Annotated in this window: 21 protein-coding genes and 1 tRNA gene; 17 read left to right on the forward strand and 5 right to left on the reverse strand. The window is 63.8% G+C overall.

Going from position 1 to position 24,071, the window contains the following annotated elements; all coding sequences use genetic code 11:
* The first annotated feature begins 41 nt into the window (after window positions 1–41).
* The 5 genes from ASS64_RS17035 to ASS64_RS00700 all read left to right on the forward strand — a co-directional run bounded on the left by ASS64_RS17035 (window position 42) and on the right by ASS64_RS00700 (window position 5,480).
* Window positions 42–176, forward strand: a complete 135-nt coding sequence (locus ASS64_RS17035; protein ID WP_255356003.1) for a hypothetical protein — start codon at window positions 42–44, stop codon at window positions 174–176.
* Entirely contained in the window at window positions 173–2,029 is a 1,857-nt protein-coding gene (locus ASS64_RS00685) for a hypothetical protein (RefSeq protein ID WP_067688322.1), read from the forward strand. Before ASS64_RS17035 ends, ASS64_RS00685 begins: the two co-directional genes overlap by 4 nt.
* A 1-nt stretch (window position 2,030) precedes the next feature.
* Window positions 2,031–2,921, forward strand: a complete 891-nt coding sequence (locus ASS64_RS00690) for a tyrosine recombinase (RefSeq protein ID WP_083508098.1) — start codon at window positions 2,031–2,033, stop codon at window positions 2,919–2,921.
* A 9-nt stretch (window positions 2,922–2,930) separates the two neighbouring features.
* Entirely contained in the window at window positions 2,931–3,875 is a 945-nt protein-coding gene (locus ASS64_RS00695) for an acetyl-CoA carboxylase carboxyltransferase subunit alpha (protein WP_067688328.1), read from the forward strand.
* Window positions 3,876–4,001: 126 nt separating this feature from the next.
* The gene (locus ASS64_RS00700; protein ID WP_067688331.1) at window positions 4,002–5,480 is read left to right on the forward strand and encodes a M48 family metalloprotease; all 1,479 of its coding nucleotides are present in this window, start codon (window positions 4,002–4,004) and stop codon (window positions 5,478–5,480) included.
* 85 nt (window positions 5,481–5,565) lie between these two features.
* On the opposite strand, the gene ASS64_RS00705 is transcribed toward ASS64_RS00700, so the two are convergent.
* Complete coding sequence (locus ASS64_RS00705; RefSeq protein WP_067688334.1) at window positions 5,566–5,730, reverse strand: Flp family type IVb pilin; 165 nt, start codon at window positions 5,728–5,730, stop codon at window positions 5,566–5,568.
* Window positions 5,731–5,853: 123 nt separating this feature from the next.
* Window positions 5,854–6,033, reverse strand: a complete 180-nt coding sequence (locus ASS64_RS00710) for a Flp family type IVb pilin (protein ID WP_067688337.1) — start codon at window positions 6,031–6,033, stop codon at window positions 5,854–5,856.
* A gap of 89 nt (window positions 6,034–6,122) precedes the next feature.
* Between ASS64_RS00710 and ASS64_RS00715 the strand changes: the two genes are divergently transcribed.
* Together ASS64_RS00715 and ASS64_RS00720 are read left to right on the forward strand one after the other, a co-directional pair.
* Entirely contained in the window at window positions 6,123–6,539 is a 417-nt protein-coding gene (locus ASS64_RS00715; RefSeq protein WP_083508099.1) for a (deoxy)nucleoside triphosphate pyrophosphohydrolase, read from the forward strand.
* A 50-nt stretch (window positions 6,540–6,589) separates the two neighbouring features.
* A tRNA-Arg gene (locus tag ASS64_RS00720) sits at window positions 6,590–6,666 on the forward strand.
* Window positions 6,667–6,713: 47 nt separating this feature from the next.
* Here ASS64_RS00720 and ASS64_RS00725 read toward each other — a convergent pair.
* Window positions 6,714–7,109, reverse strand: a complete 396-nt coding sequence (locus ASS64_RS00725; protein ID WP_067688340.1) for a metallopeptidase family protein — start codon at window positions 7,107–7,109, stop codon at window positions 6,714–6,716.
* 91 nt (window positions 7,110–7,200) lie between these two features.
* On the opposite strand from ASS64_RS00725, the gene ASS64_RS00730 reads away from it, so the two are divergent.
* Genes ASS64_RS00730 through folE form a run of 3 tightly spaced genes read left to right on the forward strand, consistent with a single transcriptional unit; the run spans window position 7,201 to window position 9,860 of the window.
* Window positions 7,201–7,692, forward strand: a complete 492-nt coding sequence (locus ASS64_RS00730; protein WP_067688343.1) for a hemerythrin domain-containing protein — start codon at window positions 7,201–7,203, stop codon at window positions 7,690–7,692.
* Between the two features lie 18 nt (window positions 7,693–7,710).
* Window positions 7,711–9,252 (forward strand): phospholipase D-like domain-containing protein, encoded by a 1,542-nt coding sequence (locus ASS64_RS00735; RefSeq protein WP_067688346.1) that lies wholly within the window; start codon window positions 7,711–7,713, stop codon window positions 9,250–9,252.
* Window positions 9,249–9,860, forward strand: a complete 612-nt coding sequence (gene folE, locus ASS64_RS00740) for a GTP cyclohydrolase I FolE (RefSeq protein ID WP_067688349.1) — start codon at window positions 9,249–9,251, stop codon at window positions 9,858–9,860. The genes ASS64_RS00735 and folE overlap by 4 nt, the downstream gene beginning before the upstream one ends.
* 6 nt (window positions 9,861–9,866) lie before the next feature.
* On the opposite strand, the gene ASS64_RS00745 is transcribed toward folE, so the two are convergent.
* Together ASS64_RS00745 and ASS64_RS00750 are read right to left on the reverse strand one after the other, a co-directional pair.
* Window positions 9,867–10,202: a LuxR C-terminal-related transcriptional regulator gene (locus tag ASS64_RS00745; RefSeq protein WP_198147604.1), complete on the reverse strand. Its 336-nt coding sequence runs from the start codon at window positions 10,200–10,202 to the stop codon at window positions 9,867–9,869.
* 582 nt (window positions 10,203–10,784) lie between these two features.
* Complete coding sequence (locus tag ASS64_RS00750; protein WP_067688355.1) at window positions 10,785–11,264, reverse strand: peroxiredoxin; 480 nt, start codon at window positions 11,262–11,264, stop codon at window positions 10,785–10,787.
* A 355-nt stretch (window positions 11,265–11,619) separates the two neighbouring features.
* Here ASS64_RS00750 and ahcY point away from each other — a divergent pair, with 355 nt between their 5' ends.
* From ahcY to addA, 7 genes are all read left to right on the forward strand, one after another.
* Window positions 11,620–13,026: an adenosylhomocysteinase gene (ahcY, locus tag ASS64_RS00755; protein WP_157075042.1), complete on the forward strand. Its 1,407-nt coding sequence runs from the start codon at window positions 11,620–11,622 to the stop codon at window positions 13,024–13,026.
* A gap of 83 nt (window positions 13,027–13,109) precedes the next feature.
* On the forward strand, window positions 13,110–15,455 hold the full coding sequence (locus tag ASS64_RS00760; RefSeq protein ID WP_067688361.1) for a PAS domain-containing sensor histidine kinase: 2,346 nt from the start codon (window positions 13,110–13,112) through the stop codon (window positions 15,453–15,455).
* Entirely contained in the window at window positions 15,452–15,889 is a 438-nt protein-coding gene (gene tsaE, locus ASS64_RS00765; protein WP_067688364.1) for a tRNA (adenosine(37)-N6)-threonylcarbamoyltransferase complex ATPase subunit type 1 TsaE, read from the forward strand. The genes ASS64_RS00760 and tsaE overlap by 4 nt, the downstream gene beginning before the upstream one ends.
* Window positions 15,886–16,875, forward strand: coding sequence for an aminoglycoside phosphotransferase family protein (locus ASS64_RS00770; protein ID WP_067688367.1), 990 nt, complete (start codon window positions 15,886–15,888; stop codon window positions 16,873–16,875). The genes tsaE and ASS64_RS00770 overlap by 4 nt, the downstream gene beginning before the upstream one ends.
* On the forward strand, window positions 16,872–17,594 hold the full coding sequence (locus ASS64_RS00775) for a nucleotidyltransferase family protein (protein ID WP_198147605.1): 723 nt from the start codon (window positions 16,872–16,874) through the stop codon (window positions 17,592–17,594). Before ASS64_RS00770 ends, ASS64_RS00775 begins: the two co-directional genes overlap by 4 nt.
* Window positions 17,587–20,598: a double-strand break repair protein AddB gene (gene addB / locus ASS64_RS00780; RefSeq protein WP_067688373.1), complete on the forward strand. Its 3,012-nt coding sequence runs from the start codon at window positions 17,587–17,589 to the stop codon at window positions 20,596–20,598. Before ASS64_RS00775 ends, addB begins: the two co-directional genes overlap by 8 nt.
* Window positions 20,595–24,071, forward strand: a complete 3,477-nt coding sequence (gene addA / locus ASS64_RS00785; RefSeq protein ID WP_067688376.1) for a double-strand break repair helicase AddA — start codon at window positions 20,595–20,597, stop codon at window positions 24,069–24,071. The genes addB and addA overlap by 4 nt, the downstream gene beginning before the upstream one ends.

The following is a 24,071-nucleotide window of genomic DNA, read 5'->3' on the forward strand; positions in this document are numbered from 1 at the left end:
CAAGGTATCAGCACTTGAAGCGGGACGCGAAAAACTTGGCGATGAGCGGAAAACGGATCGGAGCTATTCTGACTTTGCTCTTCGTGGTGTTGATCGTTGCGGCGCTGATCCATGGTGGTGAAGAGCCGCTGCACCCGATCGAACAGGCAGTCGAAATGCCGGAGAACGTGCGATGAAATCGGCCTGGCTGGTCGGCGGCGCGGCCCTCGCGCTTACTTCGGCGGTGGTGTTTGCGCAGGACGCTCCGGTCGACCTGCTGCCTCCGGGATTCGACGACCCGGCACCCGCTCCGACCCCGACGCCGCGAGCCACACGGGCGCCTGCTGCGACGCCGACACAAGCCGCCCAACCGAATGCACCGCAACCAACGGCCACGCAATCGGGCGAGATAGTGCAGCCACTCCCCACGCAGCCATCCGTGCCGAGCGCCGACCTCGATTTGTCCGATTTGCCGACGCTCGAAGAGCTCGAGGCGATGTCGACCGATGAACTCGACGAGCTGCTCGGCCTGAAACCCAAATACGACATTCCTCCCGCTGCGCGGCGATCGACCGAGCGGATCGGGGTTCTCGGGGGCGGGGAGGGCGGATTGCCTTCGGCCTCGCTGGCGCTCCAGCCCGCAGACCTGGTCCGGGCAGTGCTGGCGGGGACCACGCGACCGATGGTCTCGCGCTGGGGACACATCCTGCTGCGCCGCGCGCTCGCGAGCAGGCTGGCGGCGCCGCAAGGAATGGACCCGGTCGAATTCGCGACCCTGCGCGCCGATGTGCTCAATGCCATGGGTGAGCACGTCGTAGCGCGTGCGCTGGTTCAGGACGTCGATACGGCGAATTATTCGCCCGCGCTCGCGAATGCGGCGATTGCGGCTTATATCGGTACTTCGGATATCGTCGGCGCTTGTCCGGCGGTCCGCCTGGTCGACGCGGAGCGCGATGACACCGAATGGCAGATGCTGGCGGGAATCTGCAACGCCTTCGCGGGCGAGGAGACCCGCGCGCAGAACGATTTGCGTCGCCTGCTCAACCGCACCGAGGACGATCGCATCGATGTCCTTCTGGCGCAGCGATTCGCCGGTTCGGCCGGACGCGGTCGCCGGGCAGTCACCATCGAATGGGACGGCACGGGGGCGATCACCCCCTGGCGGTTCGCGCTAGCCAATTCGCTGGGAGAGCCGATTCCCGACGACCTGCTCGACGAGGCGGGAGCGGAGGTGCTGCGTAACGCGGCGATCACGCCCGCCTTGGCACCCGTCCAGCGCGCCGCTGCCGCGGATATCGCGGGGGCGGGCGGGATATTGTCGGCCGCGGCGATGGTCGATCTTTACAGCCAGATCTTTGCCGAACAGGAGGCGGAGGGCGATCCCGCATTGACGGCATCGCGCTTGCGCGAGGCCTATGTGGGCTCTGATCCGGCGCAGCGTCTCGCGGCAATTCGCGATATCTGGTCGGGGGGCGGGGACTTTTCCTATGGCCGCCAAGTGCTCACCGCTTACGCTGCCGCGCGCATGCCGGTCAGTGGCGATTTTGCCGACGATGCGGGCGGGCTGATCGCTTCCATGCTGACTGCCGGACTCGACCGCGATGCGCTGCGCTGGGCGGGCGAAGTCGATGCCGGCAGCCTGGCGTGGGGTCTTCTCGCACTGGCCGATCCCGATGGCACTGAAACGATCACCGATGGCGAGCTCGACGCATTCGTCGACGACGACGGTTCTGCGGGGCAGCACAAGTCACGCATGTTGCTCGCCGGGCTGGCAGGCCTCGGGCGCGTCGAGAGCGCGGAAATCGCGGAATACAGCGACCGGCTGGGCATCACCCTGTCTGCGCAGACTCGCTGGACGCGGATGATCGAGCGCGCGGCGGAGGCCGGTAATCCGACGCTGGTCGCCATGTTGGCAGGGCTCGGAATGCAGGGATCGGATTGGGAACAGATGACCGCGCGCCACCTCTACCACATCGTATCGGCCTTGCGCAGCGTGGGGCTCGAAGCCGAAGCTCGAATGATCGCCGCGGAGGCGGTCGCACGCGCCTGACGTGAGCACCCCGGGGTCATCGATCGCCGATTTCCTTGCCATGCTTGCCGCCGAGCGGGGAGCAGCGCGCAATACCATTCTCGCCTACGGACGAGATCTGGAGCAGGCTCAGGAGATGATCGGAGGCCAGCTCGACGTGGCCAGTCCCGCGCAACTGGCCAGGCTCGGCCAAGGGTGGTCCTCGCTTGCGCCATCGACGCTGGCGCGCAAGATTTCGGCGCTGCGGCAGTATTTCGGCTTTCTTGTCGACGAGGGTCTGCGCGAGGATGACCCGACCCATACGCTGCCGCGGCCGGCGACGCGGCGCCCCCTGCCCAAAATCCTCTCGCACGCCGAAGTGGAGATGTTGTTCGCCACGGTCGAGGACGAGGCCAGCGGCGATTCCCCGGCTGCCGTGCGGCTGCTGACATTGCTGGAAATGCTCTATGGCTCGGGCCTGCGTGCGACCGAGCTCGTCTCGCTCCCGGTCTCGGCAGTGCCGCGCGACGTCCCTTTCCTGACCGTGACCGGCAAGGGGGGGCAGGCGCGAATGGTGCCGGTTAGCCAGCGGGCGGGCAAGGCTCTCCAGCGCTGGTTGGCCCTGAGGCCGGGGGATTCCCCGTGGCTGTTCCCGTCGCGCAACGGCCATATTTCGCGCGTGCGGCTGTTCCAGCTTCTCAAGGACCTGGCGGTCCGTGCCGATCTGCCGCCGGAAAAGATCAGTCCACACGTGTTGCGCCATGCCTTCGCCACTCACTTGCTCGAAGGCGGCGCGGACCTTCGCGCGCTACAGACACTGCTCGGCCATGCCGATATCTCGACCACGCAAATCTACACCCATGTCGATGCGGAGCGGTTGGTAAGGCTGGTCAACGAAAGGCATCCGCTTGCGCGCAGGCGGAGTTCGGACTAGCGCGAGCGCATGATTTCCTATCTCGAATTCGAGAAGCCGGTTGCCGAGCTCGAACAGCGCATCGCCGAGCTGCGCAATGCGGCCGAGGGCGACGACGTCGATATCTCGAACGAACTCCGGCGGCTCGAACTCAAGAGCGCCAATCTCCTCGCGAGCACGTACGAATCGCTCACGCCGTGGCAGAAAACGCAGGTTGCCAGGCATCCCTCGCGACCGCATTTCCGCGACTATGTCGAACAGGCATTCGAGGAATTCGTGCCGCTCGGCGGTGATCGCTGCTATGGTGACGATGAGGCGATCCTAGGCGGTTTCGCCAAGCTGGACGGGCGCAAGGTCGTGCTGATCGGGCACGAAAAGGGCAACGATACCGCGAGCCGAATCCGGCACAATTTCGGCATGGGCAAGCCCGAGGGCTATCGCAAGGCGATCCGCCTTATGGAATTGGCCGGGCGCTTCGGCCTGCCGGTAGTGACGCTGGTGGATACGTCGGGAGCCTTCCCGGGAGTCGAAGCCGAGGAACGCGGGCAGGCGGAAGCCATCGCGCGCTCGACCGAGGCCTGCCTCGCGCTTCCGGTACCCATGGTCGCTGCGATCGTGGGCGAGGGTGGTTCGGGCGGCGCTGTCGCGCTGGCGAGCGCCGAACGCGTGCTGATGATGGAGCATGCGGTCTATTCGGTGATTTCGCCCGAAGGCTGCGCCTCGATCCTGTGGCGCACGGCCGAGAAGGCACCCGATGCTGCGGAGGCCATGAAGGTTACTGCACAAGACCTTGAAAAGCTTGGTGTGATCGATCGGATCGTGGCCGAACCCGTCGGTGGCGCGCATCGCGATCCACGCCTTGCGGCGAGCACGCTCGGTACGGCCATCGCGGAGGAACTCGACAAGCTTTCCCGCTTTGCGCCGCACGAACTCAAGCGCCTGCGCGAAGAGCGCTTTTTGGCAATGGCCGGGTAACGCCCTTCGCACGGCAGCCGGGAACAAACCCGTACCTGCTCAGGTTCTCCCTAGCGTAAATGAACACAGCCGTGCGGGTCGCATGACGCCGGCTCGCGCGCGCCGGATCTTTCGGGGAGAACCCTTATGTCGCGCACCAAGCTTGCCGCCGCCGCATCCGTTTCCGCACTCTCGCTGGCCCTCTCGGGCTGTATGGGCGGAGGCGACATTCCCAGCGCTTCTGCGCCGATCACGCAGAGCGAGGCGCAGATGGGCGCCGAAGCGCATCCACAATTGCTCTCCGAATTCGGCGGCGCGATGACTGGTAGTCACGCGCAATATGTCGAGCAAGTCGGCAAGAACATCGCGGTCCAGTCCGGCCTAGGCAATGCCCGCGAATCCTTCACCGTGTCGCTGCTCAACAGTCCGGTGAACAACGCTTTCGCGATACCCGGAGGGTATGTCTATACCACGCGCCAGCTGGTCGCCTTGATGAATAACGAGGCGGAACTGGCCGGCGTGCTTGGCCACGAGGTAGGCCATGTCGCCGCACGCCATTCGCAGCGCAGACAGGCCGCCGCCCAACGTAATACCTTGCTGGGCGCTGCGGGTGCCATCCTGTCGGGAATCCTCCTCGGCAATAGTGGTCTCGGCCAGCAGCTCGGCCAGGCGGCACTGCAGGGCTCGCAGCTGCTCACACTGAAATTCTCGCGCAGCCAGGAACTGGAGGCCGATGAACTCGGCATTCGCTACCTCAACAGCGCGGGTTACGATCCGCGCGCGATGGCCACGGTGCTGCAGAGCCTTGCCTTGCAGAACGCGCTCGATGCACGGGTGCAAGGCCGCGACAATGCGCGCATTCCCGAATGGGCTTCCACCCATCCCGATCCAGCCAGCCGCGTGCAAACCGCTCTCGCGACAGCACGGGCCACGGGTGTTACCGGCGGGATAACCAATCGCGACACCTTCCTGACGCGCATCGACGGTCTCACCTATGGCGACGATCCGTCGCAGGGCGTCGTCGAAGGCCGCAATTTCATCCATCCGGATCTGCGCCTGGCCTTCACCGTACCGCAGGGCTTCTACATGATGAACGGCACGCGCGCGGTCACTATCAACGGGCAAAGCGGGCAGGCGCAGTTCACGCTCGGCCCCTACAACAACAATCTCGATAGCTATGTGGCCAGTGTTTTCGCGGGCGTCAGCAATCAGCAGCAGATCCGTCCGCAGACGATCCAGAGGACGACGGTCAACGGGCTGCCGGCTGCCTATGGCACCGCGCGGGTCAATTCGAACAATGGCCAGGTCGACGTGACGGTTTTCGCCTATGAGTTTTCCAACGACCGGGCCTATCACTTCCTCGCGATCACCCCGGCGGGACGGGCCTCGACCTTCAATCAGATGTTCGCATCGATGCGGCGGATCGATGCCCAGGCTGCGGCGAATGTGATTCCGCGGGTGATCGATGTCGTCACGGTTCGCAGCGGCGATACGGTCAATTCGCTGGCGCGCCGGATGGCCTATAGCGACAACCAGGTCGAGCGATTCCGCGTACTCAACGGCCTTACTTCGAATGAAGGCGTCCGAGCTGGCCAGAAAGTGAAGATCGTGGTCAGGGGAAGTTGAGGCCTCGCGCAGCCGTATTGCGCAAAAGAAAAGGGCGGCGGGATCGACCCGCCGCCCTTTCTATTTAATCTGGATTAGAGGCTTATCAGCCGCTCATCGTGGTGGTGACCTTGTTGAAGGTCGTGCTCAGTTCGTTGCCGAGGCTCTGCATCGCGGTGATCGCAGCAACGGCGATCAGCGCGGCGATGAGGCCATATTCGATGGCGGTTGCGCCTTCTTCGTCACGGCGCAGCTTGCGGAAGAATTTCATGTCTCGTCTCCTGGTTCAGTCTTCGTACCCGGCTCGCTCCGAAACAATGGTGCGAGCAACTTCACATTTTGCATGGGATAGGTTGAGAAAGTCCTAACCGCTCCCTGCCACCCCTTGGTCCCCTCAGCTGCCGGAACTCCCGACCACAGCCGTTGCGACATCCGACCACATGTCCGTGGTCACCGTGGCGAACGTCTGAATTGCACCCACCATGGCGAGAAAAACCAGAGCGAGGATCAGCCCGTATTCGACGGCAGTGGCTCCGCGTGTGTCGCGTCCCAGTTCGCGCAGGAATTTGACCATCTGTCGTTGCCCCAATCGTCACTTGTCTAAGCTGACATTGGGGGATTACGGCAAACCGGGTTAAAGAAGTGTTGAGGGCGAAGAGAGTTTTGGAAAATTTTCCGACATGGACCTGCGTGGTCGCGGCGGCGCTATTCGATGAAAAGGGCCGTTGGCTGATGCATCGGCGCCCATCGCACAAGCATCATGGCGGGCTATGGGAGTTCCCGGGCGGCAAGGTCGAAAGCGGAGAAAACCCGAGGAATGCGCTGGTTCGCGAGATCCAGGAGGAATTGGGAATCGCCCTCGAAATCGATACGCTAACCCCCGTGGCCTTCGCCGAGGAATCCCCGAACGAAGGACTTCGGCCGATTGTCATAATGCTTTACAAGTCGTTGTGGAGCGGGCCCATGCCCCAGGCGCTGGAGGGCGGCGAAGTGGCGTGGCTCACGCCCGAAGAAGTCACGCAACTCGCCAAACCTCCGCTCGATGTCGAACTCGCGTCACGCATGCTCGAAAAAGCGTGATTTAGGGATTGCCAAGCTGTGGGCACCTGCCTATGTGGCGCCCTCCAAGCGCGCCCGTAGCTCAGCTGGATAGAGCACCAGACTACGAATCTGGGGGCCGGAGGTTCGAATCCTTCCGGGCGCGCCACTTTCAAAAGCCCGCTCCCTGCCCGGGGCGGGCTTTTTGCTTTGCGGCTAGTCGGCCTCGTCCTCAAGCCAGTGCATATCGTCATCGCTGAAACCGAAGTGGTGTCCCGCCTCGTGGACCACGACATGGCGCACGAGATGGTCCATCCGCACGCCCGTTTCGCGCCATTCGGCGATCAGCGGCCGGCGAAACAACCAGATGCGTGGCGGCATGCGCCCGCTTTCCCATATCGACTGGTCGGGCAGTGGTGCGCCTTCGTAGAGGCCCGACAAATGCCAGGCATCGTCCAGATCGACCGATGCCAGCTGTTCGGGCGTGGCGAACTCCTCGACCTGAAGCACGATATCACCCATCTGCTCGCGGAATTGTGCGGGCAGGGCGGCAAATGCGGCATCCGCCATCATCTGCATCTGCGCCTTCGTCGGTGCCTGCCGGTCGTGCATAGTATCGCGAATATGGGTTCGGGCCGCGGATCGCACAAGATCGGAACCGTGGCGCGCGTGGCCTGTTCATTTGGCGAAGGAGATAGATTCGATGACCGAAGCCACCGAGATTTTCCAGCGCCTAAAGAAGGACCACGACAAGCACCGCGAACTGCTCGACAAGTTGCTCGAGACAAGTGGCGACAGCGCCGAGCGCAAAACGCTGTTCGAAGAACTCACCAAGGAGCTGAAATCGCACGCGGCAGCCGAAGAGCAGGCGCTCTATTCGACGATGCTCCGAAAGCCGCCGACCACGGACGAGACGCGCCATTCGGTTGCCGAGCATCACGAGATAGACGAGGCGCTCAACGACCTTGCTGCTACCGACATGTCCGAAGGCGGTTGGCTGACGAAATTCAAGAGCTTCGAACACCGCTATCGCCATCATATCGACGAGGAAGAGGAAGACCACTTCCCCGATTTCGAGAAGCATCTCGATGATGAGGATAGGCAGCATATGGAGCGTGTGTTCGAACGTCGCAAGGAAGAGGAAAAGGCCGAGGCCGAATTGACGCCCGAGAAAAAGGAAGACGCGAAGGAATAGCCTTGGCAGGGGAGGGCCGTGAGCAAAAACGGTAACACCGATCCCAGCCGTGTCTCGCACCTGGACCCTTCGGTGGAACCGGGCGTGTGGCGCTATGCAAAAGCGACCCGCGCAAGTGTAATCGTTGATGCGGCCGATTATTTTGCGCTGATGCAGGAAGCGATGCTGAATTCGCGGCGTCGCATCCTGCTTATCGGCTGGGATTTCGACACGCGAATCCATCTGGAGCGGGGCCGCCGGTGGTGGCAGCGGCCATGGAAACGCGGTTACCCTTCGCGGCTCGGCAGCTTCATCGCCTGGCTCGCGCGGCATCGGAAACACCTCGACATCCGCATTCTCAAATGGAGTGTCGGCGCACTATCGACCATCGGGCGTGCATCGATGTGGTGGGACCTCACGCGGTGGTTCCGCCATCGCCGGATAAACTTCAAGTTCGATACCGCACATCCGGTTGGCTGCACCCATCATCAGAAGATCGCCGTGCTCGACAATCAGGTAGCCGTGTGCGGCGGAATCGACATTACCGACCAGCGGTGGGATACCAGCGAGCACAAGGAAGACGACCCGAGACGCACGACTCCGCGCGGGAAACCCTATCGTCCGTGGCATGATGCGACGATGATGATGGAGGGCGAGGTTTCGCTGGCGCTGGCGGAACTGGGCGAGGACCGCTGGACCCGGGCCGGCGGCGAGCAGCTTCCTGAAGTCGCGGACAGGCCGGGCAGTCCTTGGCCAAGCGCACTCGAAGCCCAGTTCGAGAATGTCGAGATCGGCATCGCCCGGACCCGTGCAGCCTATCGCGATTGGGACCGCGTCAACGAGATCGAACAGCTTTACCTTCAGCAGATCGCCAGAGCCAAGCGGTTCATCTATGCCGAAAGCCAGTATTTCGCCTCGCGCAGTGTGGGCGAGGCGATCATCGACCGGCTGCAGGAGGATGACCCTCCCGAAATCGTGATCGTCCATCCCTGCCACGCCGATGGTTGGCTGGAGCAGCAGGCGATGGACCATGCGCGCGCCGAACTGGTCCGGGCAATAGAGGAAGCGGATGCGAAGAAGCGATTTTCGATCTGGTCGCCCTTCAGTGGAGAAACGGCGATTTACGTTCATGCGAAGATCATGATCGTCGACGACGAAATCCTGCGGATCGGTTCGGCCAACCTCAACAATCGCTCGATGGGGCTCGACAGCGAATGCGACGTGTTCGTCGATTCCACGCGCGATGGCAACGGCCATGCCGCCGAGGCAATTGCCAGCCTGCGTCGAAAGCTGCTGGGTGAACACTGCGGCCTGGACGAGCGCGAAGTCGGGCAATTGCTGTCACGCTACGGATCGATGGCCGGCCTGATCGACCATTCTCGCGGCGATGGCACGCGTACCCTGCGCCGTTACCATCCGCCGGACCTCAATGGTGCGCAACGGACACTGGCCGAAAGCGCGCTGCTCGATCCCGAGGATCCGGACGATATGTTCGAGCCGTTTGCAAAGGGCGGGCTTTTCCGCAAGGGAAGCAGACTCGCACGCTTTCGCGAGAAATTCAGAAGGATCAGGGAAACGTGAGCAGCCTAGTTGGACCCGACGAGGATGATCCGCGCGGGAAACCGCCAGTCCCCGAAAACGTCCAGGATGCCATCCGTACGCTGATCGAATGGGCCGGCGACGATCCCTCGCGGGAGGGACTGCTCGATACGCCCGCGCGCGTGGCCCGTGCGTGGAAGGAATACTGCATCGGATATGCGGAAGATCCGGCATATCATCTCAGCCGCGTGTTCGAGGAAGTGGGCGGCTATAACGAAATTGTGCTGCTCAAGGACATTCCCTTCCAGTCGCATTGCGAACACCACATGGCGCCGATCATCGGCAAGGCGGCGATCGCCTATCTGCCGAACGATCGCGTTGTCGGTATCTCCAAGCTTGCAAGAGTCCTCCATGGCTTTGCGCGTCGCCTTCAGGTGCAGGAACGCCTGACTGCGGAGGTTGCCGATTGCATCTGGGACAACCTGCAACCCCAGGGGGTGGCAGTCGTCATTGAAGCCGCGCATAGTTGCATGACTGCCCGCGGTGTGAAGACGCCGGGTGTGAACATGGTCACCAGCCGCATGATGGGCGCCTTCCTCGAAGATAACCGAAGTCGCGAGGAAGTGCTCAAGCTGATGGGTTACGGATGATCTCTGTCAGTTCCCGCGATGGGATCTGAGGGGCCTCGGTTTCGGCAGTGGCCTGCAAGCGGCCAATGACGACCAGTCGAAGGCGACATCGGTAGCGAAGGTGAACGACGAATCGGGTTCGTCGAGTTTCTGGTTGATCAGGATGCGGTAGATTTCGACGGTGCGCACGCTGATGTTGAGCCGCAAGGCGACCTCGCGACTGGTGCAACCGCCGATCAGCAATCGAAGCACCTGTTTTTCCCTTTTGGATAACCTTTCCGCCAGGCGCTGTGTTTTCGGATCCGGTCGCGACCAATCGCGCAAGGCCGTTTCGAAACCGACGCCGAGAATTTCGCGGGTCATTTGCAGATCCTTTCGCGTTGCTTTGGCCGGTTCCATCCCCCGACAAAACGTGTCGAAAGGCCGTCTCTACGTATCGGAGCGTCGGCACGACTTTGGCCGACAGACAGATCGACCCAGTTTCGCCATCCCGGCGAAGAAATGCTTGTGGATGTAGCGGCAGGGAAAGATGGCTGGAGATCGCTGCTCACTGCGTTGGCTGCTTCGCCTGGCGCCGCAGCGGCTCCACACATACGCGGGATTTTTCGATCGTTGGCCTCGGTCGTTGCATTACCTGCTCTGTAAATACAGTCCCGGTCGATCAAGTCGGGACTGTTTCTCGACCTCCCCCAGGAAATCGCGAGGTCGCTACTTTTGAGGCAAAATCCCTCGATGTCTTGTAAAAATCCGTCGAATCAAGGCGGTGCGGCCTCGACCGGCTCATTTTGACCTCAGCCTGCGCACTCGCGCCCGCCGAATTCTTGGACTGTGCGCGGTGTAATCAAGGCCCCATCGGCCCGCGGATTGCGGCCGCCAAATAGCAACGCCCCGCCTGGCACGAAGCCGGGCGGGGCGATTGTTGTATCGCGATGTGGCAGTGGGTGCTTACATCTGCCCGAGCATATGTTCGGCGCTCGAAACCGAGAAATCGCCTGGTGCTTCGACATTGAGCTGCGTGACTACTCCGTCCTCGACGACCATCGAATAGCGCTGACCGCGTTTGCCCATGCCGAATCCCGAACCATCCATGGTCAGGCCCACGGCTTCCGCGAAATCGGCATTGCCGTCGGCCAGCATGGTGATGTCGTCCGAACCGGCTGCGTTTTTCCATGCGTCCATGACGAAGGCGTCGTTGACCGCCGTTGCCACGATCTCGTCCACGCCCTTGGATTTCAGCTCATCGGCCTTTTCGACATAGCCGGGCAGGTGGCGCGCCGAACAGGTCGGGGTGAAGGCGCCGGGCACCGAAAAAAGCGCCACCTTCTTGCCCTTGAAATACTCGGCCGAGCTGACCTGCTCGGGCCCGTTCTCGGTCGCCTTGACCAGCGTAACATCGGGCAGTTTTTCGCCCACCGAAATCGTCATTTTCGAAACTCCGTCTGTCCCGTCCGCTACGTGAAGTAGGCTTGCGCGGAAGGCTACGCAAGCTCTGCGGCACGGTTGAAAGGGGCCTTCGCCGCTGGGCGGTGCCCAGGTCAGGTGTATACTTGCGCATCTCGCGGCATCGCTCGATCCTATTCTCCCTCGTGATTGCGGCGGTCGGATTGCTCGCCTCTGCGCCGCGTTAATAGGAATGCTTCGTGGTGCATTGAACCTCCAGCCAAAATTGCCGCCGACAGGGGCTGTTGCCCTTGCTTCGCTGACGGGCTAGGGGCGGCGCCAATGCGTCGGCCGCCGCGTTTCCTGTGCGGTCACCATCCCGAAAGACGAGGATATTTTCGTGACCGATTTTACCGATTACGTCATCAAGGACATTGCGCTCGCCGAATATGGCCGCGCCGAAATCGCCATTGCCGAAACCGAAATGCCGGGCCTGATGGCGCTGCGCGAGGAATATGCGAAGAAGCCGCTCAAGGGTGCGCGGATTACCGGTTCGCTGCACATGACGATCCAGACGGCCGTTCTGATCGAAACGCTGGTCGCATTGGGCGCCGAAGTGCGCTGGGCGACCTGCAACATCTTCTCGACGCAGGACCATGCAGCCGCCGCCATCGCTGCGCAGGACATTCCCGTCTTCGCCGTAAAGGGTGAAAGCCTGGCCGATTATTGGGACTATGTCGGCAAGATCTTCGACTGGTCGACCGATGACGATGCAGACCGCACCGCCAACATCATTCTCGACGATGGCGGCGATGCTACCATGTTCGCGCTGTGGGGCGCGCGCGTCGAAGCGGGCGAAGAACTGCCCGAGCCGCAGAACGCCGAGGAAATCGAATTCCAGCGGGCGCTGAAAGCCTTCATCAAAGCCAAGCCCGGCTACCTCACCAAGTCGGTCAAGAACATCGTGGGTGTCTCGGAAGAGACGACCACCGGTGTCCACCGTCTTTACCACCTTGCCAAGCAGGGCAAGCTGCCGTTCCCCGCGATCAATGTGAACGACAGCGTGACCAAGTCGAAGTTCGACAACCTCTACGGTTGCCGCGAATCGCTGGTCGATGCGATCCGCCGCGCCACCGACGTCATGCTGTCGGGCAAGGTCGCCTGCGTCGCCGGCTTCGGCGATGTCGGCAAGGGATCGGCCCAGTCGCTCCGCAATGGCGGCGCGCGTGTGCTTGTGACTGAAATCGACCCGATCTGCGCGCTGCAGGCGGCGATGGACGGGTTCGAGGTCGTCACCATGGAAGAAGCGGTGAAGGTCGCCGACATCTTCTGCACCGCCACCGGCAACGAACACGTCATCACCGCCGAACACATGAAGGCGATGAAGGACAAGGCGATCGTCTGTAACATCGGCCACTTCGACAGCGAGATCCAGATCTCGGCGCTCGACAACTACGAATGGAACGAGCTGAAGCCGGGCACCGATCTGGTGAAATTCCCCGACGGCAAGGAAATCATCGTTCTGGGTCAGGGGCGCCTGGTGAACCTCGCCTGCGCGACCGGCCACCCCAGCTTCGTGATGAGCTTCAGCTTCACCAATCAGACGCTGGCGCAGATCGAGCTGTGGACCAAGGGCGACGAATATGAGAACGACGTTTACGTCTTGCCCAAGCACCTCGACGAGAAAGTCGCGGCACTGCATCTCGACAAACTCGGCGTTAAGCTGACCCAGCTCAGCCAGAAGCAGGCCGATTACATCGGTGTGCCGGTAGAGGGGCCGTTCAAGCCCGAGCATTACCGCTACTGATCGTCGCAACCTGCGGAAATAGCACTGCATGAACGCGCGCGGGGGCATTGCACTCCCGCGCGCGTCGGCATAGCTGGCGGGTAATGGAACTTTCACCCGCTACGCTGGCCGTTATCGGCCTCCTGCTGGCTCTGTGGACCGCGGGCGCGGTGTGGGTGATGCTGCGCGCCAGCGGGGGCGATCAGAAATCGGCGGCAAACCGTAGGCTCGCCCAGCGGCTCTCGCGCCTGATCGAGGAAGGCCCGGCGATCCCCATGCTGGTGCGGGCGGACGGCCGGATCGAGGCCCCCGATCGCCTCGCCCGCTGGATCGGACTTGCCAAGGTCCCCGAATATCTGAGCGAACTGGCCGGTTCGGACGGTCGCGGCTTGACCGAACCGCAGATCAACGATCTGACCCGCAACGTTCGCCGCACGCAGAAGACGGCACGACCGTTCCAGATGGCGATCACGGTTTCGCCGGGATCGGGCAAGGCGTTGGCCATGCACGGTTCGCTGGCCGACCCGGCGGTCTCACCGGGGGGTGCGGCGCTGGTCTGGGTCTTCGACTTCAGCGACAGCCAGGCGGAACTCGCGCAGCTGCGTGAAGAGGCAGCCCGCGCGCGAGAGGATTTCGGCGCGCTCGTGGGTCTGATCGAGGCGGCACCCATGCCGATGTGGTTCCGGGGTGCAGACATGCAGTTGCGGTTGGTCAACAAGGCCTATGTTTCCGCTGTTGGGGCGGAAAGTGCGGACCAGGTGGTCGCCGATCAGATCGAACTCGTGGAAACGGTCAATGGCCGCACTGCGGCGGAGGTCGCCCAACAGGCGGCGGATCGCCGCCAGCCGATCGAACGCATTCTCAGCGCCACCATCGACCGCGCGAGACGCACGATCCGCGTCACCGACCTGCCGCTGATGGGCGAGGGGATCGCGGGCTATGCGGTCGACATCGAGGAGATGGAAGAGCAGGCGCGTGAATTCCGCGCCTTCCGCGAGGCGCAACGCTCGATGCTCGACCAGCTCTCGATCGGCGTTGCTCAGTTCGATGCCGCGCATCGCTTGACCTTCGCAAACCAGCCGTTCCATCGCGTGTTCGCATTGCCCCCGGGCGTGGTCAACGATCGCACCACATTCGAGCAAATGCTGTTGATCGCGCGCGAGAACGGACGGATTCCCGAGGTGCGCGATTTTCCCGCCTGGCGGAACGAATTGGGCGAATGGTTCCTGCGCGACGAGCCGCATGAAGAGGCCTGGCCACTGCCCGACAGCACCCACCTGCGCATCGTCGCGCAGCCATTGCCGGACGGCGGCCTGGTTATGATAGCGGAGGACCAGACCGAACAATTGGCGCTGTCTGCAACACGCGATACGTTGCTAAGAACGCGCACGGCGACGTTCGACAATCTGTTCGAAGCGCTCGCAGTATTCGCCCCCGATGGCCATCTCGAACTGTGGAACCGCGGCTTTGCGGGCGCATGGGGGATCGACGCCGAAGTCCTCGACGGGCATCCGCAGGCTGAGGACCTGCTCGGCGCGATCGCCAAGAACCTGGCCGATCCCCAAGCGGTTTCGCGTATCAATCAGGTCATTCGCGCAGCCACGCTGGACCGCAAGAAGAGCGACGGACGGATCGAACTCGCCGATGGGCGGACGCTCGATTTCGCGGGCGTCCCGCTGCCCGACGGCAATGGAATGCTGACCGTTCTGGACGTCACCTCTTCGCGCCAGGCGGAAGAAGCCTTGCGCGAACGCAACCGCGCCCTCGAAGAAGCGGATGCCGTAATGACCCGGTTCCTCGCCAATATGAGCTACGAATTCCGTACGCCGCTAACCTCGATCGGCGGTTTTGCCGAGCTGCTCACCAGCGGTATTGCCGGTGAACTGACCCCGCAGGCCAAGGAATATGCGCAGGCGATTTCGCTCTCGGTCGGAAAGTTGACCGAACAGGTCGAAAACGTACTCGACCTGTCGCAATCGGAAGCAGGGCTGATGCCACTGCGCAAGACCAGGCTCGAACTGCTGCCTTTCGTCACCGAGATCGTCCGCCATCATGAACGACGCATTCTCGACGGCGGGCTGACGCTCGATCTCAAGGGCAATCCGGACAAGACTATCACCGCCGATCCGCAGCAGCTCCGCAGGGCGATTTCGCAGCTGCTCGACAATGCCATCAACGGGACGCCGCGCGGCGGCCGGATCGTCGTCGATATCGGGCGCAAGCGCGGCGAAACGAAGATCGTCATTTCCGATAACGGTCGCGGGATGAGCCAGCATGAACTTGCGCGCGCGCTTGAAGGCATTCGCATGTCGGCAGACGGCAAGGGCATCGAACGCCGCCAGGGCCTTGGCATCCCGCTCGCGCGCCAGTTGATCGAGGCGCATGGCGGAACGCTCGAGATCCAGAGCCGCAAGAATGGCGGTACGACTGCCACGATAACCCTTCCATGAGGGTCTCGCTTCCCGATCTGGAGGCAATGGAGGCCTTCGGCAAGCGCATCGCCGAGCGGCTGGTCCCGGGTGACGTCGTCGCGCTTTCTGGAACGCTGGGAACCGGCAAGACCACGCTGGCGCGGGCGATAATCTCCGCGCTTGGACATGTCGGCGAGGTGCCGTCGCCGACCTATACGATCATCGAAACCTATGACGATACGCAGGTGCCGCTGGTCCATGCCGATTTCTACCGCCTGGAAGATCCGGCCGAGGTCGAGGAGATCGGTCTCGACGATTATCGCGAGGGTGCCGCGCTGCTAGCCGAGTGGCCCGACAATGCGGGTGGTTTCGCCCATGAGGCGGGCTGCCTCTGGATTGCGCTGGAAAAAGTGGGCGAAGGGCGTGAGGCCGTTGTAACCCCCGGCACATCTTGGCAAAGCCGCTGGCCATGAGTGACGCGCTGCCCGACGGGCTACACAGCTTCCTTGGCGATACCGAATGGGAAGGGGCGGAGATCGCACCGCTCGTCGGCGATGCCAGTTTCCGCCGCTATTTCCGCCTGAGAATGGCTGGTAAGAGCGCGATGCTCATGCATGCTCCGCCGCCGCACGAGGATCCGAAGCCTTTCCTGCATGTTGCGCATTGGCTGTGCGGCAACGGCATGCGTGCGCCCCATATCTTCGCCGAAGACGTGACAGAGGGCTGGGTGCTGATCGAAGATTTCGGCGATCAGCGCATGCGAGAATGGGTCGATGACCATCCCGGAGATGAGCACGACATATATGGACGCGCGATCGATGCCCTTGTGGAGTTGCACAGGCTGCCGCCCGGGCCGTTCGATCCCTACGACATGGAAGTCTATCAGCGCGAGGCGAACCTTTTCGTCGAATGGTTTTGTCCGGCGATGGGGCTGGAGGTCCATGTGCCCGGTTGGAAGTCGGCCTGGCAGCAGGCGCTTGCTCCGGTTCTGGGTCGGCAGGACCCCGGTGTGACCGTGCTACGCGACTATCATGCGGAGAACATCATGTTGCTGGAACCGGGCGAAACCACGGGCGCGCAGGGTCTGATCGATTTTCAGGACGCTCTCGTAGGACACCCGGCTTACGATCTCGTCAGCCTGCTGCAGGATGCGCGGCGCGACGTATCGGAAGAATTGGAGGCGGACATGCTCGCGCGCTACCACGCCGCCGCCGATCCCGGCGACGGTTTCGCCGCCGACTATGCGCGGCTCGGCGCGCAGCGCAACGCCAAGATCGTCGGCATCTTCACCCGCCTATGGAAGCGCGACGGCAAGGCGCGCTACCTGTCCCTGATCCCGCGGGTCTGGGCAGCGATGGAGCGCGATCTCGCGCATGAAGCCCTCCAGCCGGTCGCAGACTGGTTCGCCGCCAATATCCCGCAGGAAATCCGCGACAGGCAGGGCGGGGAAATCCAGTGATGGCTCTTGCCTCCGATACCGCGATGCTCATGGCCGCCGGGCTGGGCAAGCGCATGCGCCCGCTGACCGCCACAATGCCCAAGCCGCTGGTGCGGGTAGCGGGCAAGCCTTTGATCGATCGCGCGCTCGACAGGTTGGAAGAAGCGGGCGTTTCGACGGCCGTGGTCAATGTCCACTATCTCGCCGACGCGATCGAGGCACATGTCGGCCCGCGGAAGGCCCCTGCGATCACTTTCTCCGACGAGCGCGACCTTCTGCTCGAAACCGGGGGAGGCATGGTCAAGGCCAGTGCGGCCGGCCTGCTCCCCGACCCGTTCTTCGCCTGCAATGCCGACAGCATTTGGCTCGACGGGCCGCGCAACGCCTTTGCCGACCTGTCGGCGCGTTGGGACCCGGATAAGATGGACGCGCTGCTGCTGGTCGTGACGCATGCGCGCGCCTTCAATTTCAATGGCACGGGCGATTTCTACATGGACGGCACCGGACGGTTGAAGCGCAAGCTTCCGGGCCGGATCGCGCCGTTCATCTATACCGGCATCCAGATAGTCTCGCACCGCCTGCTGCGCGAGGCGCCCGACGGCAAGTTTTCGACCAACGTGTTGTGGGATCGGGCCATCGAGGAAGGTCGGCTCTACGGCCTCGCCTTCACCGGCCAGTGGTACGAGGTGGGCACGCCCGCGCATATCCGCCCGACCGAGGAGGCGCTCACGGGTGGCTGAGCGCGCGCAGCCGAGGGTTTATTCGATCGCCGCGCATCGCGGCTTCGCCGATGCGCTGGTGGCGGGACTGGTGCCGCGCTACGCCAATCCCGAACTCGGACTGGCCGGGCTGACCTTGCTGGTCCCGAGCAGCCGCGCACGCCGGGCGATTTCCGAGGCCTTCATCCGTCACGCGGGCGAGACGGGCAGGCCGGGCCTCCTGATGCCGCGCATGGCGGTGGTCGGCGATCTCGATCTCGACGAAACGCTCGGGCCACTGCTCGACCCATTGGGCGCGGCCGACATCCCGCCTGCCATCGACCCGCAAAGGCGCCTGTTCGAACTGGCGAAGCTGCTGAGCAGCGTGATGGGCGAACGCGCACCCAAGGGCGCAACCTTGCTGCGCCTCGCGCGCGAGGCTGGCGCGACGATGGATCGCCTGCTGGTGGAAAATGTCGATCCGTCGGACCTGCTGGATGAGGCGGTAACGGGCATCTATCCCGATCTATCCGACCACTGGCAAAACAGCCTGCGCGACTTCTCGACGGTCCAGCTATTGTGGAAGCAGGAGCTTGCGCGAAAGGGGCTTCTCGATGCCGCCGCGCGGCGCAACGGCCTCTTTGAATGGGCCGCACGGCGATGGAAAGACGATCCGCCGGACACGCCCATCGTCGCTGCCGGTGTAACCAGCGCGGCGCCCTCGTTGGCGAAACTGCTGCGTGTCATCGCCAACCTCGAAAATGGCGCGGTAATCCTGCCCGATTTCGACCTGACCATGCCGCAGGCGGTGTGGGAGGAGCTTGGCCGGGCGGGCGCGGCTCCCGAACCTGGCGATACGCCATTCGCCCGCGACGATGCGGTGACGCACCCGCAGTATCATCTCAAGCTGTTGCTCAACCGAATGGGTGTGGCGCGCGAGGAGGTGCAGCCCTGGCACCGCAAAGGCCTCGCCGCCGCGCCGCCCGAACGCAGCCATGCGATCGGCTCGCTGTTCCTCCCGCCCGAAGCGAGCAAGAGCTGGGTCGACCTGCCTGCCGAAAAGCGTCGCCTGTCGGGCGTCAGGATCCTGACCTGCGCCAATCCGGAAGAGGAGGCGCAAGCTATTGCCTTGCTGATACGCGAGGCGCTGGAAGTGCCGGAGAAACGCGTCGCTGTGGTGACGCCCGACCGCGCTCTGGCGCGGCGCGTGGTCCATCACCTCGACCGCTGGAATATCGCAGCCGATGATTCTGCGGGGCGGCCCCTGTCGCAGACACCCGCCGGTCGCCTGCTGCTGCTGCTTGCCGAGGTAATGGCCGACAAGGCTCCACCCGTGCCCCTGATGGCGCTTCTGGCACACCCGTTGGTCGATGGGGGTATGGAACGCGGTGTGTGGCTGCGCCAGTTGCGCCGCGTCGAACGCGAACTGCGCGGACCGCGTAGAGCGGGCGGCCTCAAACCGATCGGTGAGATTGCTGGCAGACTGGCCGAACAGCATGCGCGATCCGGGGAGTGGTTTGCCCTCGTCGAAGGGGCGCTCGATCCGCTGCTTTCGCTGAGCGATCGGTCGCATGTTTCCCTCGCCGAACTGCTCGACATGCTGGCGGCAACCGGCGAGGCGCTATGCGGCGAGAAGCTGTGGGCGAAAGAAGACGGCCGCGCGCTCGCCGCTTTCGTCGAGGGATTTCGCCTTCATGCGCGCGAGGCGGATTTTGCCCTTGCACCCGGAGATGCCGCCATTGCCTTGCGCGACGCGATGGATCAGGTCGCGGTGCGGCCACCCTATGGCGGCCATGCGCGCGTGCAGATACTCGGCCTTCTCGAAAGCCGGATGACTCGGGCCGAACCGGTGATCTGCGCCGGGCTCAACGAGGGCGTCTGGCCGACGCGCGGCGGGGTCGATGCTCTGCTCGCACCGCCGGTCTTGCGGGCGCTGGGCATTCCGGGGGCCGATTTCCGTATCGGCCTTTCCGCGCATGATCTCGGGGGCGCGATGGGTGCTCCAGAAGTCGTGCTCTCGCGTTCCGAGCGCGATGAGGCGGGACCGGCCATACCCTCTCGTTTCCTGCTGCGCGTGCAGGCGCTGCTTGGCGAGATGCTGGATCGCTACGAGGAAAAAGACGCGGTCGAACTGGCCCGAGCCATGACTCGGGCACCGGCTACCGAGCGCTATCCGCGTCCTGGGCCCGACCCATCGCCCGAGCAGCGCGACGTCGATATCTCCGCCACCGCGCTCGACCGGCTTCTGGGCGACCCCTATCAGTTCTACGCCGGCAAAATCATGGGGCTTTCCGATCTCGACGTGCTCGATGCAGAACCGTCCGCACTGTGGCAGGGCAATGTCGCGCACACCATTCTCCAGCGCTGGCACGAGGCGCGCGAACAAGATGACACCGCGCCGCTGGCGCCGATCATGGCGGCGGTGCTCGACGAGGAAAATGCAGACCCGTTGATGCGCGGACTCTGGCAACCGCGGCTCGAAGCGGCGCTGCGCTGGGTCGAGCACAAGGTCGAGAGTTACAAGGACCGCCGTGTGCTGGCAGTTGAGAAGGAAGGCCGGATGACCTTCGAAGGCGTGCAGGTCCACGGGCGAGCCGACCGGATCGACCGATTGGAGGACGGCGGCCTCGCGATTATCGACTACAAGACCGGCAAGCCGCCCAGCGCGGCGATGGTCGAGCAGGGCTTTGCGCTGCAGCTCGGTATTCTCGGACTGATTGCCGAGAAGGGCGGCTTCGACGGGTTGTCGGGCGATCCCGAGGGCTATGAATATTGGTCGCTCGGCAAGGCCAAGGACGATAACCCCTTCGGCTTCGGTTATATCGAGGTTCCGCTGAAGGTCGGGCGCAAGACGTCGGGCGTGCTGCCGGAGGATTTCCTGCCGCTCACCGCAAACAAGCTCGCGCTTGCGATCGGCCGCTTCATCAACGGCCGCGATCCGTTCACCGCGCGTGAAAACCCCGATTACCCCGCCTACGACACCTACGACCAACTCATGCGCCTCGATGAATGGATCGCGCACCAGGATGGTGGGGACGAGAGATGAGCGGGACCGTCTACGAACTGCAGGACAAGCAGCGCCTCGCGGTCGATCCGCAAGGCAGCGTTTGGCTTTCGGCCAGCGCGGGGACGGGCAAGACGCAGGTGCTCTCGGCGCGCGTCCTGAGATTGCTGCTCGAACCCGGTGCCGATCCGGCGCAGGTGTTGTGCCTCACCTTCACCAAGGCAGGCGCCGCGGAGATGGCGGTGCGCGTCAACGCCGTGCTCGCGCGCTGGGTGCGGCTGAAGAGCACCGATCTTGCGCGAGAGCTTGGCTATCTCGGTGCGCCGATCGATCCCGCAACACAAGCCCGCGCGCGTTCCCTCTTCGCCCGTGTGCTCGATTGCCCGGGCGGGGGGCTGCGCATCGATACGATCCATGCCTTTGCGCAATACCTCCTCGCGGCCTTTCCGGGAGAGGCTGGCATCCTACCGGGATCGCGCCCGATGGAGGAGCGTGAGCGCGACCTGTTGAGCCGCGAAGTGCTGTCCGACCTGCTGGCCGAAGGCGATGCGCACGTCACCGGGGCGATTGCCGAAATGAGCAAGCGCAAGGGTCCCGATGCGGTGCGCGGCTGGCTGATGCGCTGCGCACCGCATATGGATTTGTGGGAAGGGCCGGGAAGCTGGCAGCCACCGATGGCCCCGCGCGTACACCGACTGCTAGGCATTCCTGCCGATGCCGACGAGGCATGGGTTGCCGAAGCCTGTTCGGATGATGAATTCCCGACTGCGGCTTTGCGTGGCTGTCTGGCGGCGACACGCGAATGGTCGGCGAAGACCGGGCAGAAAGCGGCCGATTTCATCGAAGGGTGGCTCGCGGAGGATCCGGAAGCCCGGCTTCTCCGGATCGATGGTTTCCTCGACACGCTGCTCAAGAAAGACGGCAGCCCTCGCAAGATGGGTGGGGCCGAAAAGGCCGATCCATCCTTTCCGGACAACCAACAGCGGATTGCCGAGGCCATCGGTGCCGTGCGCGAACGCGAGGCGTTGGTCGATCTCGCTGCTTTTCTCGCCCCCCAGCTCGAAGCAGGTCGCGCATTTTCACTCGCATGGCAGGAGGCGAAGGAGCGCGAGGGGCTGGTCGATTTCGACGATCTAATCGCGCGTGCGGCGACGCTGTTGTCCGACAGCACGATGGCGGACTGGATCCGCTACAAGCTCGACCGCAGCTTTGACCACATCCTTGTCGACGAAGCGCAGGACACCAATGAAGCGCAATGGAACATCGTGAAGGCGCTGACGGACGATTACTTCGACGGTTCGGGCGCGCAGGGCGACGCCATCCGCACCATCTTTGCGGTTGGCGACTACAAGCAGGCCATCTTCGGCTTCCAGGGCACCAGCCCCGAGAATTTCCGCGAGGCGCGCGACTATTTCGACGCGAAGATCAGCGGCGCAGCCGAGGCGGCGGGCTCGATACGCGGCGGCCCCCGCATCCGTCCGCTCGAGAAATACGGCCTCGGCCGCAGCTACCGTACCAATCAGGAGGTGCTCGGCTTCGTCGACCGCGCGATCGATGCGGTCGGGTTCGGCGGGTTCGGGCTGGATACGCCGGCAGAGCCGCATACTGGCAGCGGCGAGCCGGGAGTTGTCGGTCTCTGGCAAGTCGTCCGGGTTGCCGAGGACGAAGACGAAGAGGACGAGCACGAAGGCTGGCTCGCGCGCCACGATCGCCTCTTGGCGGACCGCATTGCGCAGCAGGTCGCCGCGTGGCTGGACCCGGCAGGCGAGGGGTTTACGCTGTCGAAGGGAGCGCGCCGCCGCGCGACTGCGGGCGACGTCATGATCCTCGTCCAGAAGCGGCGCGAACTGGCCTCGCTGATCGTGGCGCGGCTGTATCGTCATGGCGTGCCCGTGGCAGGGGTCGACCGTCTGCGACTGGGCAATCCGCTGGCGGTGAAAGACTTGATGGCCGCGCTGCGCTTTGCAGCCCAGCCGCTCGACGATTTGACGCTCGCCAGCCTGCTCGTCTCGCCGCTGGTGGGTTGGAGCCAGGAGGAACTGCTCGCTCATGGCTACCGGGCCAAGGGCAAGCGGTTGTGGGAACATTTGCGCGAAAGCGACGATCCTTTCGTCGCCGGAACCGTCGCGAGTTTGCGCGAAATCCTGCGCCGCGCCGACTACGACAGCCCACAACAGCTTCTGCACTGGATGCTCATCGGGCCGATGGACGGGAGGCGTAGGCTTGTCGCGCGGCTGGGGCGCGAGGCGAACGATCCGGTCGACGAACTTCTCAATGCCGCCAACGCCTATGCCAGCGCGCATACGGCGAGCCTGCAGGGCTTCATCCGCTGGTTCGACGCAGGCGACGGCGAATTGAAGCGCGAGGCGGGCGAGGGCGGGGACCAGGTCCGCGTGATGACCGTCCACGGATCGAAGGGGCTCGAGGCGCCCATCGTCATTCTGGCCGACGCGGCGATCCGGCCCGATGGGGCGGGCGATCTGGTGCTCCGCGAGGACCTGCCCGGAACCGAGACACACCGCGAGATTCCGCTGCCAAGTCTCGGTAAGGACGAGAAGGTCGGGCCGGTCGCGCAGGCGGACGAGGCCGAGGCAGCCAAGGCGATGCAAGAGCACTGGCGCCTGCTCTATGTCGCGCTGACTCGCGCGCAGGAGGCGCTGTTCATTACCGGCTCGCTCGGCCCACGCGATGCCAGGAACGGTCCGCATGAGGACAGCTGGTATGCGCGCCTCAAACCGTTGTTCGGCGAAGAGGAGGGGCTGGCCGACGATATCTGGGGCGCGCGCTGGGAAATCGGCGAGCGGGCACAGTCCGTGTCGGCCAGAACCGAGAAGGTCGCGGGTCTCGAGCCTGATCTTCCGGCCTGGGCGACCACGCCGATCGGCCCCGAACCGCGTCCCCCGCGCCCACTGGCGCCGTCGGGCCTCGGGGAGGTGGAAGGCAGCGATCCGCCGCTCCCGCCGGGGCAGGCAAGCGAGGCAGCACGACGCGGTACGCTGATCCACGCGCTGCTCGAACGCTTGCCGCAGGTCGCGCCGGAAGAGCGCTCTGAGCGCGCCCGAGCCTGGCTGGTACGGCAAGCACCCGACCTCGGCGAGGCCGAATGCGAGGAGATGCTGGACCGTGCCATCGAGGTGCTTACCCACCCCGGTTTCGCCGCCGTCTTCGGGCCCGAGGCACTCGCCGAAGTGCCGCTCGCTGCGACCGTGGAAGGGCAGGTGGTCATGGGCTCGGCAGACCGTTTGTTGGTCACGCCTGACAAGGTCACCGTAGTGGATTTCAAGACTGCACGGCGCCCTCCGCAATCGCTCGACGCCATTCCCGATAGCACGATGAAGCAGATGGCCGCCTATGTCGCGGCGCTGGAAATTATCTATGCGGGGCGCAAGGTCGAGGCCGCGATCCTCTATACCCAGACCCCGCAGCTCTTCGCCTTGCCCGCCGCACGGCTCGCTGCCTACAAGAGCGCGTTTGCGGAGACGCAGGAAAGTTTTGCCCTGCCGCCCGTTGAGTAA

It is taken from the genome of Erythrobacter sp. AP23 (genome assembly GCF_001542855.1).
GTDB lineage: Bacteria > Pseudomonadota > Alphaproteobacteria > Sphingomonadales > Sphingomonadaceae > Qipengyuania.

What these genes read in the sequence shown, in the direction of transcription:
- ASS64_RS17035 (WP_255356003.1), top strand. Translation starts at nt 42, where the DNA reads ATGAGCGGAAAACGGATCGGAGCTATTCTGACTTTGCTCTTCGTGGTG.
- ASS64_RS00685 (WP_067688322.1), top strand. Translation starts at nt 173, where the DNA reads ATGAAATCGGCCTGGCTGGTCGGCGGCGCGGCCCTCGCGCTTACTTCG.
- ASS64_RS00695 (WP_067688328.1), top strand. Translation starts at nt 2,931, where the DNA reads ATGATTTCCTATCTCGAATTCGAGAAGCCGGTTGCCGAGCTCGAACAG.
- ASS64_RS00700 (WP_067688331.1), top strand. Translation starts at nt 4,002, where the DNA reads ATGTCGCGCACCAAGCTTGCCGCCGCCGCATCCGTTTCCGCACTCTCG.
- ASS64_RS00705 (WP_067688334.1), bottom strand. Translation starts at nt 5,730, where the DNA reads ATGAAATTCTTCCGCAAGCTGCGCCGTGACGAAGAAGGCGCAACCGCC.
- ASS64_RS00710 (WP_067688337.1), bottom strand. Translation starts at nt 6,033, where the DNA reads ATGGTCAAATTCCTGCGCGAACTGGGACGCGACACACGCGGAGCCACT.
- ASS64_RS00725 (WP_067688340.1), bottom strand. Translation starts at nt 7,109, where the DNA reads ATGCACGACCGGCAGGCACCGACGAAGGCGCAGATGCAGATGATGGCG.
- ASS64_RS00730 (WP_067688343.1), top strand. Translation starts at nt 7,201, where the DNA reads ATGACCGAAGCCACCGAGATTTTCCAGCGCCTAAAGAAGGACCACGAC.
- ASS64_RS00745 (WP_198147604.1), bottom strand. Translation starts at nt 10,202, where the DNA reads ATGACCCGCGAAATTCTCGGCGTCGGTTTCGAAACGGCCTTGCGCGAT.
- ASS64_RS00750 (WP_067688355.1), bottom strand. Translation starts at nt 11,264, where the DNA reads ATGACGATTTCGGTGGGCGAAAAACTGCCCGATGTTACGCTGGTCAAG.
- ASS64_RS00760 (WP_067688361.1), top strand. Translation starts at nt 13,110, where the DNA reads ATGGAACTTTCACCCGCTACGCTGGCCGTTATCGGCCTCCTGCTGGCT.
- tsaE (WP_067688364.1), top strand. Translation starts at nt 15,452, where the DNA reads ATGAGGGTCTCGCTTCCCGATCTGGAGGCAATGGAGGCCTTCGGCAAG.
- ASS64_RS00770 (WP_067688367.1), top strand. Translation starts at nt 15,886, where the DNA reads ATGAGTGACGCGCTGCCCGACGGGCTACACAGCTTCCTTGGCGATACC.
- addA (WP_067688376.1), top strand. Translation starts at nt 20,595, where the DNA reads ATGAGCGGGACCGTCTACGAACTGCAGGACAAGCAGCGCCTCGCGGTC.